This is a genomic window from Ochrobactrum sp. SSR, from assembly GCF_030067775.1.
Taxonomy (GTDB): Bacteria; Pseudomonadota; Alphaproteobacteria; order Rhizobiales; family Rhizobiaceae; genus Brucella; species Brucella teleogrylli.
Window position 1 is genome coordinate 713,667 of record NZ_CP125969.1, and the last position, 17,440, is coordinate 731,106.

The following is a 17,440-nucleotide window of genomic DNA, read 5'->3' on the forward strand; positions in this document are numbered from 1 at the left end:
GGTTCCGTCATTGGCCAGGCATTCGCCAGTCAGAACGGTGCGATTGAAGAGCACACCGCCAACCTGCGAAACGTCATTGCGGATAGCAGCGCTATCATCAACGACGCGTTTGCTGGCCAGACTGGTATTATCGAAGAACGCACGCAGACCATGGAAAAGGCGCTATCCATCGGCGTCGACAATGTTCGCCGCGCACTGGAACAAAGCGCCGGTGTTGTTGCAAGCTCGCTGCGTGAGAAGATCGGCGAAGCGGCAAGCACGCTTTCCGCAGAAGCAGCAAAGGCCGGTCAGGCTCTGGATGGCTTCGGCGAAGCATTCAGCGCGCGCCTGATCGACAATCTGTCGGGCACGGAAGCACGCTTGGGCGAGCGCGCCGATGCGATTGCCGGACGCCTCGGCGATATCGAAACCCGCCTCACCGGCGAGCTCGGTTCTATCGAAGCCCGCATCGCTGACACCGCAACCAAGACAAGCGAGACCCTTGCCGGTCACAGCGAGGCTTTCGCTGCGAACGTTATCGATAATCTGGCGGGCACCGAAATCCGCCTCAATGAGCGCGCTGGCGCGATTGCAAGCGGCCTTGAAGCCATCGAAAACCGCCTCACCGGTGAACTCAGTGCCATCGAGGCCCGCATCGCCGATACGGCATCGAAGACGAGCGAAACCCTTGCTGGTCACAGCGAGAGCTTCTCTGTCAGCGTTGCCGACAATCTGGCAGGCACCGAAGCCCGCCTTGCGGAACGCGCCGACGCGATTGCCACCCGTCTGGGCGACATTGGTTCGCGCATCACGATGGAACTCGGCTCCGTGGAAGCCCGCATCGCGCAGGTCACGGATACAACGGCTGTTACCCTTGAAGAGCGCACGCGTGAACTCAATGCGGTTCTCTCGGCCCGCTCGCAGGAAATCACCAAGATCCTCAACGATACGGCTGAGCCGCTGGTCCAGCGCCTTGCCGACAGCGGACGCGGTTTGGCACAGCAGCTTGAAGAAGCAACCCATGCCGCAACCGACCGCCTGCGTTCGGAAAACGCCGCTCTGGTCAACGCACTGGCAAACCGCACGGCAGAAACCATTGCAGCCGTTCAGCAGGCAAAGGCCGGTCTGTCCGACAATGTCAGCGAGCTGATCGATCGCCTCTCCACTTCGAACGGCGAGCTTGGCAAGCTAATCGACGCTGCAACGCGCAACCTGACGGATATTGATGGACGCCTCGTCGACACCACGTCGAGCTTCGTTGAAAACACCAATCGGGCTGCTCAGATGTTCCAGGCCTCGACCGGCCTGATCGACACGAATATCGGTACGCTGCGTGCACTCTCCGACAGCACCCTGTCGCAGATTGCCGACATTGCCGACCGTTTCGAAGACCATGGAAAGGTTCTTTCCTCGGCCTCCGACATGATCAATTCGGCGCAGAACGGTCTTGTCTCCACGCTGTCCGACCGCCAGCAGGCGCTCGACAAGCTGGCTTCCGGCCTTGTCGAGAAGTCGGAAGGTATCGAGAAGCTGATGCAGTCCTTCGAAACTCTGGTTGCTTCGGCATTCCAGCGCGCAGAAGGCCAGACCCGCGCCTCGGCGGAAAAGATGCGCGAAAGCGTTTCCGAAATCGTCGAGCAGGCAGCGCAGAAGTTCTCGGCGGCAACAGACGATATCCGCCGCACCGCTGGCGAAATCCGCACCGAGCTCAACACCACGCGTGGCGAGCTGAAGCGCGGCGTTCTCGACATGCCTGCTGAAGCCAAGGAAACGACGACTGCCATGCGCAAGGCCGTCAGCGAGCAGATCAGCGCGCTTAAGGAACTGGCTGAAATCGTCAACAAGTCTGGCCGCCTGGTCGATGTTGGTGAAAGCCGCGCAGACCGTCCGGTTTCGCGTCCGGCGCCAGCTGCACAGCGCCCGGCCCCTGTTCAGGCGCCAGTTGCACCAGCGCCACAGGCTGATGTTGCCGTGCGCCAGCGCCCAGTTGAAATGCCAAAAGCTCCGGCTGCATCGGCACCTGCCGCTACCGCTGACAAGCCTCGCGGCTGGGTTTCCGATCTCCTTGCCCGCGCATCGCGTGAAGAAGAAGAAGCCGTTCAGCCCAAGGCGCAGCCAACCGCCGCTCCGCGTTCGCCGAGCCATGTGGTTGAATCGCTGAACTCGCTTTCGGTCGATATCGCCCGTGCAATCGATCATGAAGCATCGGTTGAACTGTGGGACCGCTACCGCCGCGGCGAGCGCAACGTCTTCACCCGTCGCCTTTACACGCTCAAGGGCCAACAGACGTTTGACGACATCAAGCGTAAGTATCAGACGGATGGCGAATTCCGCCGCGCCGTGGACCGCTACATGGACGACTTCCAGCGTCTGCTCGAAGACGTCGCCCGTAACGACCGCGATAATATGGTGACGCAGACCTATCTGACGTCCGACACCGGCAAGGTTTACACCATGCTGGCCCATGCCAGCGGTCGCCTGCGCTAATCAGGTACCAGATCACACGCAATTCAGAACGCGGCTTTCGGGCCGCGTTTTTTGTTTACCGAAAGGAAGTGAGACTAACAAACGTGGCAACGCGGCGATGGGTTGATAAGACCGAAATCCGGCGTGCTTTGGCTGCTACAGCTGGACAAAAGAAAAGCGGGGTTTGCACCCCGCCTTTTCATTTCAAATCATCTATTCGGCATTTGCGCGGTTTACAGCGATGAAACCGTCCAAGTGACGATTTCATTCACCGTACGATCAAAGGCAGCATCAAGCGCCTTCACGTAAGCCGCATTGCCGGTGCCGCTGACCGGCGCAGAATTCCGAAACACGCGTGTGGAGCGCACTTCACCGGTCTTGTCGTTCATGAGCTTGATGGCGAGTTCCACAACAGCCGTTCTGGAACCGCCGCTAACCTGAACGCCAAACATGCGAAGATCAGTCAGGATCTGATAATTGATCGCCAGACCATCACCCGGACGCCCAACACCGCCAAACACTCCAGTATTCTCGTAGGCCTGGACAAGGCGAGACTGGACGATATTCGTCAGCCTGTCGCCCCATTGTGCGCCCTTCAGATACTCGATGGAACCCGGCGCTGAGCTGATAACGATGTTTTCGCTGTCCAGCGCCTTCAATGCTGTTGGTGTCGGAACCAGCAACTGTAGGCTCTTGCGGCTCGGCGACGAAACAGCAGGTTTCGGCGCGCTCAGATTGAATGTATCGAGAGGTGTCGTCCCACAGCCCGCGAGAAGCGCCGCCAGCAAGAGCGAAACCGAACCCACGGCACCAATCTTGCAGCGCGATTTCAAGCCATTCGTCCCACCTGTCGAATTTCCGCTTAAGAAAATCAATGACGCGCCCTTCCGTTATACTGGGGTACACTGCCTTGCCCGCCGAAAATCAGACGCTGCGGGTTGCGTTCTAGATCTGTGATGGCCTGCTCAATACGCTGTATGGAGCGGCGGCTATCCACGACCACCGACTGCACGTCGCGCAAACCCTGACCTGAAAAACGCTGCAAATTATCTGCAATCGGTCCGAGGCGCTTGTCGAGATTGTCCGAGGTCTGGCGAATGGATTCGAGCGTCGCCTTGGCCTGCGCCACCACACCGTCCTTATCGTCCGTAGACAGAAGCTTGTCGGTCTTGGCCAGAATGCCGTCAACGCGCACCGAAGCCGCATTGAGCCGCGCCATTGTTTCCTTGGCATCCTCGATGATCTGCTTGATGTTTCCGGTGTTGGAACCCAGTTCGTCAAGCACATCGGCGTTTTTGGCCAGTGCGTCGGTGAATGTCTTGGTGTTGTTGATCGTGTCGGTCAGAGGACCACGCGCTTCTTTGACAAAGCCTTCCAGCTCGCCCAGCACAGTGTTGGCACGTCCGAAAATATCCTGCGCGGTGGCAAGGAGATTGTTGACCGCAGATGGATCGGCGTCGATACGCGCGACCGTATCCTCCTTCGCCGCTTCGGTCAGCAGGTTAGGCTCGTCCAGGCTGCCGCCCTTCAGTTCGATATAGGCCTGTCCGGTCAAGCCCTGAAAGCCGAGCGTTGCAGCCGTCGAGCGCGTGATCGGCGTGCTGCCATTCACGCGCGTCTGCACGATAACCATTTCCGGGTTGCTCTCATCAAGGCGCAGACGACGAACATCGCCAACCTTGATACCATTGAAGAGAACCTGACTGCCGACAGTCAGGCCCGTCACGGAGCCGGGAATGCGCACATCCATGGGAATGGAATCGCGGGCCTCACCGAAGCGCGCAATCCAGTACACGAATCCGAAAGCCAGCAGGCTGACAAGCAGCGTGAAAACCCCGACCAGAACGTAATTGGCTTTTGTTTCCATATCTTATCCCGTCTGCAAGCGGCTGCCGGGCCGCCGTCTTGATGGCGCCGAAGTATCGATCTGGCGCGCACGCTTGCCCCGAAAATAGGATTTAACCCATGGATCGTCTACATGCAGCATGTCTTCTATCGTGCCGCTGACGAGCACTTTTTTGTTCCCCAGAACTGCTATGCGGTCGCAGATCGCAAACAGGCTGTCGAGGTCATGCGTGACCATATAGACCGTCAAGCCCATCGTATCGCGCAAATTCGCGATCAATTCATCGAATTCCGCGGCGCCGATCGGATCGAGCCCCGAGGTCGGCTCGTCAAGAAAGACGATGTCCGGATCGAGCGCCAGCGCACGTGCCAGAGCGGCGCGCTTGATCATGCCGCCGGAAAGTTCCGACGGAAATTTCTCTGCCGTATCCGGCTTCAGTCCCACAAGATCGATCTTCAGTCGCGCCAGCTCATCCATCAGCTTTGGCGACAGATCGAGATATTCGCGCATCGGCACCTGAATATTTTCGAGCACGTTGAGCGCCGAAAACAGTGCGCCATGCTGGAAAAGAACGCCCATCCGCATGTCGATGGCCATTTTTTCCAGCTCATTGAGGTGATCGATATTGCGCCCAAGAATCTCGATTTCGCCGGACTGCTTCTTGTTCAAGCCCAATATGGTGCGCATCAGCACCGACTTGCCCGATCCGGACGGACCGATGAAGCCCAGAACCTCGCCCTTGTAGATATCGAGGGACAGCTTATCGAGCACCGGCGCACGGCCAAACGACACCGTCACGTCGCGCACCGAAATCATCGGTATCGCCGTGTGCTGGCCATCGTCCTGCTGTGGTTGCGACTCTGCGTCGATACCGTTCTCCATATCTATTCTTTAACCGAGCCGCGCTTCCGACTGAACAGCGGAAGGCCAATGCAGGATCAGATTTTTGTGTAACTGTGTCTCAAAGAACCCAAACAAAACAACGGCCATACAAAATTCTAGAAATTGATCGCTGCGTAGAACATCGCAAACATGCCATCGACAACGATAACCACAAAAATAGCCTTCACCACCGATGCTGTGACCCGGCGTCCAAGTGATTCTGCACTTCCGCCGACCTTCATACCTTCGACCGAAGCAAGAATACCGATAATCATCGCCATGAATGGCGCTTTGATCAAACCGGCGAAATAAGTGTTGAGCGCCACGGCATCATGCAGACGGCTGATAAAGGCCTCCGGCGAGATATTGGAATAGAACCATGCGACACCACCTGCCCCTACCAGTGCCGCCAGATTGGAAATAATGGTCAGCAGCGGCAGCACGATGACGAGCGCAACAAGGCGCGGAAACACCAGAACTCCAACGGGATTGAGCCCGATGACGGTCAGCGCGTCGGTTTCCTCGCGCATTTTCATGGAGCCTATTTCGGCCGTGATGGCGCTGCCGGAACGACCGGCAATCATGATCGCGGTCAAAAGCACGCCCAGTTCACGCAAAACCAGAATGCCAACCAGATCGACCACGAAGATTTCAGCGCCAAAATAGCGAAGCTGAAACGCGCCCTGCTGTGCGATAATGGCGCCCACAATCGTCGACATCAGCACGATAATGGGAATGGCACCCACGCCCATGCGGTCCATCTGCGTCACGATGGCGGCAATCGGAATTCCGCTCCCACGACCATATTTCAGCTGCGCGCCGCGAATGGTGGCGCCCAGAATATGCATCGACATCTTGAAGTCATTGTAAATCGAGACGACACCGCCACCAAGGGCTGCCAGAAACGCGATAACGAAGAACGGCTTTTTGGCGCGCGGAACGTCGAGCGCGCGTTCGACGGCACCGCCGACTTCGTCCATCAGCGGTGCCCAGGCTTCGCGGATACCTTCAAGCTGAACATCCGCCTTCTGGGTGATGAGACGCTGCCTCAGCCGCTCGACAAGCCACGCGCCTGCCGTATCGAGGCCGGAAATGCCGGAAGCATCGATATGCGTGGATTGGCCGCCCGCAACTTTTTCGAGACTGCGCATTTTGTCGTCGACAAGATGAACGCTCTGCGAAACCCAGCGTCCGCTCAGGCGAACCAGACGCACGCCATCCTGATCGGCCACATCGATCTTTGGCGCGACATTCGCAGCGGCTCTTGCTTTGTCAGCAGTGTCGGTCAACATGGCAAACCTCATATACGAGTCGTAACACGACCGAAATACAGCGTATTGGAGCATCCGCCCGTTGAATCAGACGAATACCCCAATTTCGCGCTCTCACGCACTATCTCATCCCAAAAGCCCATCAACTTTTCGGGATTGAGATTCGGAAGGCTCTCCATGCAGAATACCTTGAACATCCTCGTTGAACGCTACCCTATCGCCGGAAAATTCACAATTTCGCGCGGGTCGAAGACCGAAGCAGCAGTCGTTGTGTGTGCAATCGGCAACGGTGAACATCAGGGGCGCGGCGAATGCGTTCCCTATGCACGCTATGGCGAAAGCATCGAAAGCGTCACGGCAGCAATCGAAGCCGTCCGGGCACAGATCGAAGATGGTGCAACGCGTCAGGATATCCAGACGCTGATGCCAGCCGGTGCCGCCCGCAACGCGGTCGATTGCGCCCTGTGGGATCTGGAAGCCAAGACCACCGGCAAACGTGTTGCCGATATGCTGGGCGGTGCGTTCAAGCCGCTGGAGACCGCGATTACCGTTTCGCTGGGCACGCCGGAAGAAATGGCGGAATCGACCGCTAAAGTCGCGCATTATCCGCTGATCAAGGTGAAGATGGGCGGCGACAACGACATTGAACGCATTCGCGCCGTTGCCGCGGCAGCGCCGAACAGTCGCATCATCATCGATGCAAACGAAGGCTGGACCGATGCGAATATTGCCGAAAATATGCGCGCCGCTGCCGATGCGGGCGTGATCCTCATCGAGCAACCCCTGCCCGCTGGCAAGGATGCGATCCTGAGCCAGATCGAACGTCCGGTCATGATTTGCGCCGACGAAAGCGTTCACACGTCAGAGGGTCTGGAAGAATTAGCCAAGCGCTATGATGCCGTGAATATCAAGCTCGACAAGGCAGGCGGGCTGACCGAAGGGCTAGTGATGCGCGAAAAGGCCATTGGGCTCGGCCTGAAGATCATGGTCGGCTGCATGGTGGGCACATCGCTCGGCATGGCGCCCGCAGTTCTGCTCGCCCAGAAGGCAACGGTTGTCGATCTCGACGGACCACTGCTCCTTGCACAGGACCGCGAACCCGGCCTTCGTTATGATGGCGCGCTTGTTTATCCGCCGGAAGCGACTGTCTGGGGCTGAACTGCCTGATAGTCCCGAACGGGGGCTGTCCGCCCGCTATGGAGGTCAAAGCCTCTTCAAAGATGTCTGCGCAGGCATCCCAGGTGAAGGGTTTTAGAACCTGTTCCGGATCGAAAGGCTCAAGCTCCAGCGCGGCCAGACAGGCCGCGCGCAGATCTTCCGAAAGAACACCCGCGCCCGTCGCGCCGATGACGTCTTTCGATCCCGGTACGGGAAAAGCCGCAACAGGCAGACCGGATGAAATTGCTTCCAGCAGCACGAGGCCAAACGTGTCTGTCCGGCTCGGGAAAACAAACACGTCAGCCGACGCATAGGTTTCGGCCAGCGCCTCGCCTTCCCGCTTGCCCACAAATACCGCATCGGGAAAGCGTGATTTCAGATCATCGAGTGCCGGGCCGTCACCGACAATCAGCTTGGTGCCGGGTAGATCGAGACTGAGAAAGGCGGGTAGGTTCTTTTCCGTCGCCACGCGTCCAACACAGATGAAAACAGGTTCCGGCAGATCGCGGCTCACATTGGCGCGGGCATGGAATACACCGCGATCCACGCCGCGTGTCCACAGATTGAGGCCGGTAAAACCGCGCTCTTTCAGATCATCCAGAATGGATTGGGTGGGAACCAGCGTATGCGATGCGGCATTGTGAAACCGCCGCAGAAAGCCATAGCTCCAGCTCAAGGGAACCGGGACGCGCTCCGCAACATATTCAGGAAAGCGCGTGTGAAAACTGGTGGTGAAACTCCAGCCCTTTTTCAGACATGCCTGTCGCGCCATGTAGCCGAGCGGACCTTCGGTGGCGATGTGGATATAATCAGGCTGCATTTGCACCAACCGCCGCCGAAATGCGCCGGGTGTGGTCAGTGCCAGTCTGATTTCCGGATAGGTCGGGCACGGAACCGACTTATAGTCGAGTGGCGAAACCACAATCACTTCATAGCCCCGCGCGCGCATCATGTCCTGACATTTTGTCAGTGTCCGAACGACGCCGTTGACTTGCGGATGCCAGGCGTCGGTGACGATGACGAGCTTGTTCATCCGGCAATTTTCGCCGCGCTACGGGCAGGACGTGGCAGACGGACTATCCTGTTGTCGTCGGCCCGATTATCGTGAGCGAGAGCCCTGCCGTCGGACGATTTTTCGTCGCGCATTTCCGTCCAGCTGACCAGTTCCATACGTCCGTCGAAATGCTCCAGCACCGCTGTGCAGCTTTCCACCCAGTCGCCGGTGTTTATATATTCAACATCGTTCATCTTTTCGATGGTGGCGTGGTGAATATGACCGCAAATGACGCCATCGACACCGATGCGCTGCGCCTCTTCGGACACCACCGTTTCGAACTCGCCGATGAAATTGACCGCCTTTTTCACGCGGAATTTCGCCCAGGCCGAAAACGACCAGTAGCGCAACCCGAAGAGCGAGCGCAAACGGTTCATCGCCGTGTTGATCCAGATCGCCGTGTCATAGGCCCAGTCGCCGAGATAAGCGATGAAACGGGCATTGCGCACCACCACGTCGAACTGATCGCCATGGATCACCAGAAACTTGCGGCCATCCGCCGTCTCGTGAATGGCGCGGTTTATCACTTCGATGCCGCCGAAATGCGTTCCCTGAAAATTACGCAGGAACTCGTCGTGATTGCCTGCAATGTAGATGATGTTGGTGCCCTTGCGGCTTTTACGGAGAAGCTTCTGGACAACGTCGTTATGTTCCTGCGGCCAGTGCCAGTTGCGCCGTAATCGCCAGCCATCGACGATATCGCCGACCAGAAAAATCGTTTCCGCATCATGGTAGCGCAGGAAATCGAGAAGCAGATCGGCCTGCGCGGCCTTTGATCCCAAATGCACATCCGAGATAAAAATCGTCCGGAGTTTCTTGGCCTGCGCTGCATCGGTGCTCATTTGGTTGTCCCTCTCAATGGCAACCTGAAACTACGTGCAGAGAACCTGATTCATGTCACAGAGTTATGACGGGACTGTAATGCGCAGATGACAGTGGCCGACGAACAGACAGCCCCATGCAAAACACGATCACCGAATAGTGTGCGTGAAAAACACCGAAAAATGGTCAAATGAGCGTCGAGAAAAGTGGACACATCAGCGCGTCAACCAGAATCCGGTTGATTGCACTTGGCGCTTGGTGGCATGTCTCCATGACCTTTAAAAAGCAAAGAGGATCGAGCCGTGGATTTGGGCTTGAAAGGTCGCAAGGCAATCGTATGCGCTTCCAGCAAAGGTCTGGGTCGCGCCTGCGCCGAAGCACTGGCCGAGGCAGGATGCGATATCGTGCTGAACGGACGCAGTGAAGAAACTCTTCTTGAGACAACTGACGCCATTCGCTCGGCTTATGGTGTCAATGTGGTCGCTGTCGCCGCCGATGTTTCGACGCCAGAAGGTCAGAAGGCGCTGCTCGCCGCCTGCCCCAACCCGGATATTCTGGTCAACAATAATGGCGGACCACCCTTCCGCGACTTCCGCCTGCTCGACCGCGAAGCCCTTCTTGAAGGCGTGACGCAGAACATGGTCACCCCGATCGAACTGATCAAGGCGGTCATCGACGGAATGGTTGAGCGCGGCTTTGGCCGCATCGTCAACATCACCTCGACCTCAGTCTATGCGCCTATTCCGGGACTTGATCTTTCATCCGGCGCCCGCGCGGGACTGACGGCCTTTCTGGCCGGCGTTGCCCGTACCGTTGCCGGGGCCAATGTCACCATCAACAATATCCTGCCCGGTGCATTCGACACGGACCGCCTGCGCAAAGGCTTTGCCTTCTCCGCGCAGAAGACCGGCACCACCGCAGAAGCAGAAGCTGCCAAGCGCGCAGCCCGCATCCCTGCGGGACGCATTGGCCAGCCAGAAGAGTTTGGAAAGGCTTGCGCCTTCCTCTGCTCGCAGCATGCAGGCTATATAACGGGCCAGAATCTCGTTATTGACGGCGGCGCTTATCAGAGCGCCTTCTGACACGGCCATTACATTACAGATAAACTCATTCTCCAAAACGGGCCTAATGGGACGTCAGAGTTTGAGCTAAAACCCAAAGTGCCCGACCCACGTGTTTAAAGGCTCGGTGTGCATGTGATTGCACCCTCCACGCGCCGCTGATCATCCCGGCGGTGCGGAAAAATGGAAAGCGATGCGACTATGACCAAGAAAACTCCTTCCACGCCGACGCGTTCGGATTTCGATGAAGCAGCCCTGTTTTTCCATCGATATCCGAAGCCCGGAAAGCTGGAAATCCAGGCAACCAAGCCGCTCGGAAACCAGCGTGACCTTGCGCTCGCTTATTCGCCAGGTGTGGCAGCGCCCTGCCTCGCCATTCAGGAAGACCCTGCCACCGCTGCCGAATATACGGCGCGAGGCAATTTGGTGGCGGTGGTTTCGAACGGCACGGCTGTTCTCGGTCTTGGCAATATCGGCGCGCTCGCATCGAAGCCGGTCATGGAAGGCAAGGCCGTCCTGTTCAAGAAGTTCGCCGATATCGACGTTTTCGACATCGAAATCGACGCGCTGGAAATCAACCGCGTTGTCGACGTGGTTTCCGCTCTGGAGCCGACATTTGGCGGCATCAATCTGGAAGACATCAAGGCACCGGAATGTTTCGAAGTTGAAGAACAGCTTCGTGCCAAGATGAATATTCCGGTTTTCCATGACGACCAGCATGGGACGGCGATCATCGTGGCCGCCGCCGTGTTGAACGGTCTGGAACTTGCAGGCAAGCAGATTGCAGACGCCAAGATCGTCACCTCGGGTGCCGGTGCCGCGGCTCTCGCCTGCCTCAATCTTCTCGTCAATCTCGGCGCCAAGCGTGAAAACATCTGGGTCTGCGATCTGGAAGGTGTGGTCTATGAAGGCCGCAACACGCTGATGGACCGCTGGAAAGAAATCTATGCCCAGAAGACCGATGCGCGCACGCTGGCCGATGTCATCGGCGGGGCGGATGTGTTCCTCGGCCTTTCGGCTGCGGGCGTCTTGAAGCCGGAACTGCTCAATCAGATGGCTGAAAAGCCGCTGATCATGGCTCTCGCCAATCCAAAGCCGGAAATCATGCCGGAAGAAGCGCGTGCTGCGCGTGCCGACGCCATGATCTGCACCGGACGGTCCGACTATCCGAATCAGGTCAACAACGTTCTTTGCTTCCCCTATATCTTCCGTGGCGCTCTCGATGTCGGCGCAACCGCGATCAATGAAGAGATGAAGCTCGCCGCCGTGCGCGCCATCGCCTCGCTCGCCCGCGAAGAACCTTCCGATGTCGCCGCCAAGGCTTATTCCGGCGATACGCCGACCTTTGGCCCGGATTACATCATTCCCTCGCCTTTCGATCAGCGCCTGATCCTGCGCATCGCCCCGGCTGTGGCCAAGGCTGCGATGGAAACCGGTGTCGCAACGCGCCCCATCGAGGACATGGAAGCCTATCTCGACAGGCTGAACCGCTTCGTGTTCCGCTCCGGCCTCATCATGAAGCCGGTTTTCGCCGCCGCCCGTTCGCAGGACAAACCCAAGCGCGTCATCTATGCCGATGGTGAAGATGAGCGCGTGCTGCGTGCCGCGCAGGTGGTGATCGAAGAACGCATCGCCGCGCCGATCCTTGTCGGTCGTCCGCAGGTTGTCGAAACGCGCCTGCGCCGTTATGGCCTGAAAATCCGTCAGGGCGTCGATTTCGAACTGATCAACCCTGAAGACGATCCACGCTACCGCGACTATGTCGATCTGTACCTGTCCTATACGGGGCGTCAGGGCGTCACGCCGGAAGCGGCCCGCACCATCGTGCGAACCAATTCGACCGCCATTGCGGCGCTCGCCGTGATGCGCGACGAAGCGGATGCAATGATCTGCGGTCTCGAAGGTCGTTTCGAGCGCCATCTGCGCGTTGTGCGCCAGATCATCGGCATTGTGCCGGGTATCCGCGATTACTCCGCGCTCAGCCTCCTGATTTCGCAGCGCGGCGCGCTGTTCCTGACCGACACCTATGTCAATGTCGATCCGAACGCGAATGAAATTGCTGAAATGGCAATTCTCGCCGCCAAGGAAATCGACCGTTTTGGCATTGTCCCGAAGGCTGCTCTGGTTTCGCATTCGAATTTCGGATCGAAGGAAAGCGCCAGCGCGGAAAAGATGCGTCAGGCAGCGGCCATCCTCGCAGAAAAGGCACCGGATCTCGAATCCGACGGCGAAATGCATGGCGACTCGGCGCTGTCTCAGGCGCTGCGCGACCGCGTGTTCCCGAATTCGCGCCTCAAGGGAGAAGCCAATCTTCTGGTTTTCCCGAATCTCGATGCGGCCAATATCACGCTGAACGTGGTGAAGACCGTCACCGATGCGCTGCATGTCGGCCCGATTCTGCTCGGTGCCGCCCGCCCGGCACATATTCTAACACCTTCGGTCACGTCGCGCGGTGTCGTCAACATGACCGCTCTGTCGGTCGTGGAAGCACTGCAGCGCGCTGGCGAAGCACCGGTCCGCAAGGCAAAGATCTGCAAGTAAGCCATCCGCAAAAAGAAACAGCCGGCACAGTATCAACTGCGCCGACTGTTTTTGTTTGCAGGTACGAAAGCTATCAGGGCTTTCGCCTCTGAACCTTATCCGGCCCCATCAGCACTAGAAGGTCGGCCAGTTCGGGTCCGTGGGGTTGGCCCGTCAGTGCCAGACGCAAGGGCATGAAGAGGCCCTTGCCCTTACGTCCCGTTTCCGACTTGATGGCCTCGGTCCAGACTTTCCATGTCTGGTGGTCCCAAGGAGCTGCTGGCAACGAATTAAACGCGATACGAATAAAGTCGCGATCCTCATCGGACAGTTCCGGCGCTTCCGGCAAAACGCCAGTCACGATCTGCCACCAATGCTGCACATCGCCGAAGCGATCCAGATTGCCACGCACAGCGAGCCAGAATGATTCAGCCTTGTCGCCTTCAATACCAAGCGCTGTGAGACGAGGCTTGGCGTCGGCAAAAGACATTTCGTGCAGCAATGCGCGATTAAGCGTGTCCAGTTCCGCTGGATCGAACTTCGCCGACGATTTTGAGATGGAGGCCAGATCAAAACGTTCCGCCAGCGCATCCATGGTCGGTGCAGCGGTGACATTTTCTGACGTGCCGATCAGGATAGCCAGCGAAGCAACCGCCATCGGCTCATAGCCGTTCTCGCGCAGTGACCCGACCGAAAGCGCGCCCGTCCGCTTGGAAAGACCTTCGCCTGTCGTGGTGGTCAGCAGATTATGGTGTCCGAAGACCGGCGGTTCAGCGCCGAGCGCCCGGAAGATTGCGATCTGCACGCCGGTATTCGTCACATGGTCGTCACCACGGATAATATGGCTGACGTCGAGATCGATGTCGTCCACGACCGAAGGCAGCGTATAGAGATAGGTGCCGTCTTCACGCACCAGTACCGGGTCCGACATGGACGCCAGATCGACCACCTGGGCCCCGCGCACCAGATCATCCCAGTGAACTTCGGTGCGCTGCGTTGTGAACGGATCGCTTTCGAAATTCGGCAGCAGAAAGCGCCAATGCGGCTTGCGGCCTTCGGCTTCGAAAGCGGCCTTTTCCGCATCGGTGATTTTCAGCGCCTCGCGGCCATAAACCGGTGGCAGGCGGCGCGCGAGACGCAGCTTGCGGCGACGCTCCAGTTCGTCAGCCGTTTCATAGCAGGCATAAAGCAGCCCTGCTTCCTTCAGCTTTTCCACGGCGCGAGCATAAACATCGAAGCGTTTCGACTGATATTCGACGCGGTCCGGCTTGACGCCAAGCCAGTCCAGATCAACGGCGATCGCCTCAGCATATTCTACACGCGACCGTTCAACATCCGTGTCATCGTAACGCAGGACGAACTTGCCGCCATTCTTTTGGGCATAAAGCCAGTTCGAGAGCGCAGTGCGCGTGTTGCCGATGTGAATGTAACCCGTCGGCGACGGGGCAAAACGAACAGTAACAGTCATTCTATTATCTTTCAGCGGTCGCGGAAGCGGTTCGTTATGGGATAACGGCGATCGCGTCCAAAATTCTTCCTGGTAATCTTAACACCGGGTGCCGATTGTCTGCGTTTGTATTCAGCGAGATAAAGCAGATGTTCGATACGCTGCACGGTCTCAACCGGATGACCGCGCGCAACAATATCGGCATTGCTCATTTCATTCTCGACCAGACATTCCAGAATGTCGTCGAGCACCGGATAAGGCGGCAAGCTGTCCTGATCGGTCTGGTTCTCGCGCAGTTCGGCGGACGGCGCCTTGGAGATGATGTTGTTCGGAATCACCTCACCCGCTGGTCCGAGCGAGCCTTGCGGAACATGGCTGTTGCGCCATTCCGACATCGCATAGACCTGCATCTTGTACACGTCTTTGATCGGATTGAAGCCGCCATTCATGTCGCCATAGAGCGTGGCGTAGCCGACCGACATTTCCGACTTGTTGCCGGTCGTGACGACCATGGAGCCGAACTTGTTCGAAACGGCCATCAGGATGGTGCCGCGCGCGCGGCTTTGCAGGTTTTCTTCAGTGACACCGCTGTCCGTACCGGCAAATAGTGGCTGAAGCGCGCTCATGAAGCCCTCAACCGGCTCGGCAATGGGCACGATATCGTATCGTACGCCAAGGGCCTTGGCGCAGTCGGCTGCATCTTGCAGGGATTCACCTGACGTGTAGCGATACGGCAGCATGATGCAGCGCACACGCTCCGGCCCCAGTGCATCCACGCCCATCGCGGCGCAGATTGCTGAGTCGATACCGCCGGAAAGACCCAGAACGACATCCTTAAAACCGTTCTTGTTCACATAATCACGCAAGCCCAGCACACAGGCGGAATAGTCCGCTTCCAACTCTTCCGGAAGCAAAGCCTTCTCGCCCTCCTCGCACCGCCAGGTGTCTCCGTCGCGATGCCAGATCGTCATGGCGATCTGTTCCGAAAACTGCGGCATTTGCAGGCACGGGAACTTGTTTCCGGGATTGAAAGCGAACGATGCGCCATCGAAAATCAGCTCATCCTGACCACCAACCTGATTGGCGTAAAGCATCGGCAGTTCGGACAGCATCACCTGCTTCAAAACGACCTGATACCGGCGGTCCATCTTGGCGCGGTGATAGGGTGAACCATTCGGCACGAGCAGGAATTCTGCACCGCTTTCGGCAAGCGTTTCGGAAACGCCGAGATCGCCCCAGATATCCTCGCAGATCGGAATACCGATGCGCACGCCACGGAAATTGACTGGTCCCGGCAGCGGACCCGGCTCGAATACGCGCTTTTCATCGAATTCGCCGTAATTCGGCAGATCGACCTTGAACCGCTCAGCAATCACTTCGCCGCCATCCAGCACCATGACCGAATTATGCAAGCCACTCTCGCGGCGCAGAGGGGTTCCGATGATAACGCCCGGCCCACCATCCGCCGTATCGGCTGCAAGGTCTCGGACGGCCTTCTCGCAGGCTTCGACAAAAGATGGTTTCAGCACCAGATCCTCAGGAGGATAACCGGCAATGAACAGCTCTGTGAACAGGATCAGATCGGCTTTCATGTCGGCAGCCTGCACGCGAGCCGCGCGGGCCTTGGCCAGATTTCCGGCAATATCGCCCATGACGGGATTGAGCTGCGCGACTGCAATACGAAGCATAATGAGATTCTCACCAACACTATTTCTGCGCAAGATTTAGCGTGGGAGTGGAGGGGATGCAATGACCGGCACGCCTCCCCTCCGGTGTTTAATCTGCAGATGAAAACGAAATATCCAGAGACCACTTCAATCAGAAGAGTTTTCCTCCAGAAACTTGCGTAACATCAACCAGAAGCTATTTTCTATTCGCAAATGGATTGATGGCTGTCGCGAAGCAACCGACATACCCCCAATCACTTGAAATTTTTGCGCAGTCTTGTCCGCACTTAAACACGTTTTCACCGGAAAGAACACAAGCATTCGCCGATGCAGCACCAAAAGAGAAAACAGAAGCCACAACAACAAAAGACATAATAAACTTACTCATCCGTATTTTTCCGTTTTTAATTTACGTTTTCAGAATACGCAAATTGAAAAATTTCAAAATACCAATAATAATTAAATTACTAGCAAGATATATTTAATTTATAAAAAAAGAATATTATAAATTATAAATATATAATAATGCGATATATCCCTAAATCGTTGCAGGGAATAAATCACACCATATCTGCCTTCGGGGATCTGAGGATACAACGTGTATAATCCGCCAAGTTTTCACAACTATCGCAATGATGTGCATTCGGCTGCGACGGTGCAGTATCCGCAGCATTGGCATCAATAAAATAAAGCCCAGCTGAAATTAAGAACACCAAAAACAAAAAAAAGATAAATTATTCTCGTCATTTATATCTCCTGGAATCAACCCCAAAGAAGATATCAATTATAGAAATCCGCAAAACCGCAATTATGAACGAACTTTTGCTATTTTATCTATTTCAACTGCCATTATATTTATTTTAATAATAGAAAGACGATATGATTATATAGCCCCATGTGGCCACAACAAATATAATCGCGATCAGCACGGCCAATGAACCACAGTCCTTGGCAATCTGGATTTCCTTATGAAAATCGCGGGACACCGCATCGCATGTCGCCTCTATGCCGGTATTCAGAATTTCGACCATCATCAGAAACAGGATCGAGCCGGTCATCAGCAGGAAGGCCAGCCATGTGGGCGCAAGGAAGAAAGCGACAGGCAAGGAGACCAGAAACAATACCAGTTCCTGTTGCACGGCTTTTTCATTGCCCGCGAGATATTTCAGCGCGCGCATTGAGTTCAGAAAAGCCAGAAAAATGCGCTGCATAAATACCCCCAGAAGCCATGGACACGATTTCGCGCTTTGCCGGAGAATGCTTTAGA

At 56.7% G+C, this 17,440-nt stretch carries 12 protein-coding genes and 2 pseudogenes; 4 read left to right on the plus strand and 10 right to left on the minus strand.

All coding sequences use genetic code 11. From position 1 onward, the window contains the following. Positions 1-51: 51 nt before the first annotated feature. Positions 52-2,466 (plus strand): annotated as a pseudogene (locus QLQ11_RS03415) (kinesin); the annotation flags it as partial. A gap of 212 nt (positions 2,467-2,678) precedes the next feature. Here the strand turns inward: QLQ11_RS03415 and QLQ11_RS03420 are convergent. The 4 genes from QLQ11_RS03420 to QLQ11_RS03435 form a co-directional block, all read right to left on the minus strand. Next, entirely contained in the window at positions 2,679-3,278 is a 600-nt protein-coding gene (locus QLQ11_RS03420; protein ID WP_109370220.1) for an ABC-type transport auxiliary lipoprotein family protein, read from the minus strand. Positions 3,279-3,316: 38 nt separating this feature from the next. Next, a complete protein-coding gene (locus QLQ11_RS03425; RefSeq protein ID WP_109368927.1) occupies positions 3,317-4,312 on the minus strand; it encodes an MlaD family protein in 996 nt (331 codons plus the stop codon). Between the two features lie 3 nt (positions 4,313-4,315). Continuing rightward, entirely contained in the window at positions 4,316-5,173 is an 858-nt protein-coding gene (locus QLQ11_RS03430) for an ABC transporter ATP-binding protein (RefSeq protein ID WP_109368926.1), read from the minus strand. 116 nt (positions 5,174-5,289) lie between these two features. Beyond that, complete coding sequence (locus tag QLQ11_RS03435) at positions 5,290-6,465, minus strand: ABC transporter permease (RefSeq protein WP_109368925.1); 1,176 nt, start codon at positions 6,463-6,465, stop codon at positions 5,290-5,292. Between the two features lie 156 nt (positions 6,466-6,621). Here QLQ11_RS03435 and dgcA point away from each other — a divergent pair, with 156 nt between their 5' ends. Further along, on the plus strand, positions 6,622-7,602 hold the full coding sequence (dgcA, locus tag QLQ11_RS03440; RefSeq protein WP_109368924.1) for an N-acetyl-D-Glu racemase DgcA: 981 nt from the start codon (positions 6,622-6,624) through the stop codon (positions 7,600-7,602). A 205-nt stretch (positions 7,603-7,807) separates the two neighbouring features. On the opposite strand, the pseudogene QLQ11_RS03445 reads toward dgcA, so the two are convergent. Both QLQ11_RS03445 and QLQ11_RS03450 read right to left on the minus strand, forming a co-directional pair. After that, positions 7,808-8,635, minus strand: a pseudogene (locus QLQ11_RS03445) (glycosyltransferase family 4 protein); the annotation flags it as partial. Then, a complete protein-coding gene (locus QLQ11_RS03450) occupies positions 8,632-9,498 on the minus strand; it encodes a UDP-2,3-diacylglucosamine diphosphatase (RefSeq protein WP_181376086.1) in 867 nt (288 codons plus the stop codon). The pseudogene QLQ11_RS03445 and the gene QLQ11_RS03450, both read right to left, overlap by 4 nt. A 282-nt stretch (positions 9,499-9,780) precedes the next feature. Here QLQ11_RS03450 and QLQ11_RS03455 point away from each other — a divergent pair, with 282 nt between their 5' ends. Together QLQ11_RS03455 and QLQ11_RS03460 are read left to right on the plus strand one after the other, a co-directional pair. Then, entirely contained in the window at positions 9,781-10,560 is a 780-nt protein-coding gene (locus QLQ11_RS03455; protein WP_109368922.1) for an SDR family oxidoreductase, read from the plus strand. Between the two features lie 180 nt (positions 10,561-10,740). Then, entirely contained in the window at positions 10,741-13,080 is a 2,340-nt protein-coding gene (locus QLQ11_RS03460) for an NADP-dependent malic enzyme (protein ID WP_371835916.1), read from the plus strand. 73 nt (positions 13,081-13,153) lie between these two features. On the opposite strand, the gene gltX is transcribed toward QLQ11_RS03460, so the two are convergent. The 4 genes from gltX to QLQ11_RS03480 all read right to left on the minus strand — a co-directional run bounded on the left by gltX (position 13,154) and on the right by QLQ11_RS03480 (position 17,384). Further along, positions 13,154-14,527: a glutamate--tRNA ligase gene (gene gltX / locus QLQ11_RS03465; RefSeq protein ID WP_121536095.1), complete on the minus strand. Its 1,374-nt coding sequence runs from the start codon at positions 14,525-14,527 to the stop codon at positions 13,154-13,156. Positions 14,528-14,538: 11 nt separating this feature from the next. Continuing rightward, positions 14,539-16,194, minus strand: coding sequence for an NAD+ synthase (locus QLQ11_RS03470; protein ID WP_109368920.1), 1,656 nt, complete (start codon positions 16,192-16,194; stop codon positions 14,539-14,541). 175 nt (positions 16,195-16,369) lie between these two features. Beyond that, positions 16,370-16,561 (minus strand): hypothetical protein, encoded by a 192-nt coding sequence (locus QLQ11_RS03475; protein ID WP_283735838.1) that lies wholly within the window; start codon positions 16,559-16,561, stop codon positions 16,370-16,372. A gap of 472 nt (positions 16,562-17,033) precedes the next feature. After that, a complete protein-coding gene (locus tag QLQ11_RS03480) occupies positions 17,034-17,384 on the minus strand; it encodes a diacylglycerol kinase (protein WP_109368919.1) in 351 nt (116 codons plus the stop codon). Positions 17,385-17,440: the final 56 nt, after the last annotated feature.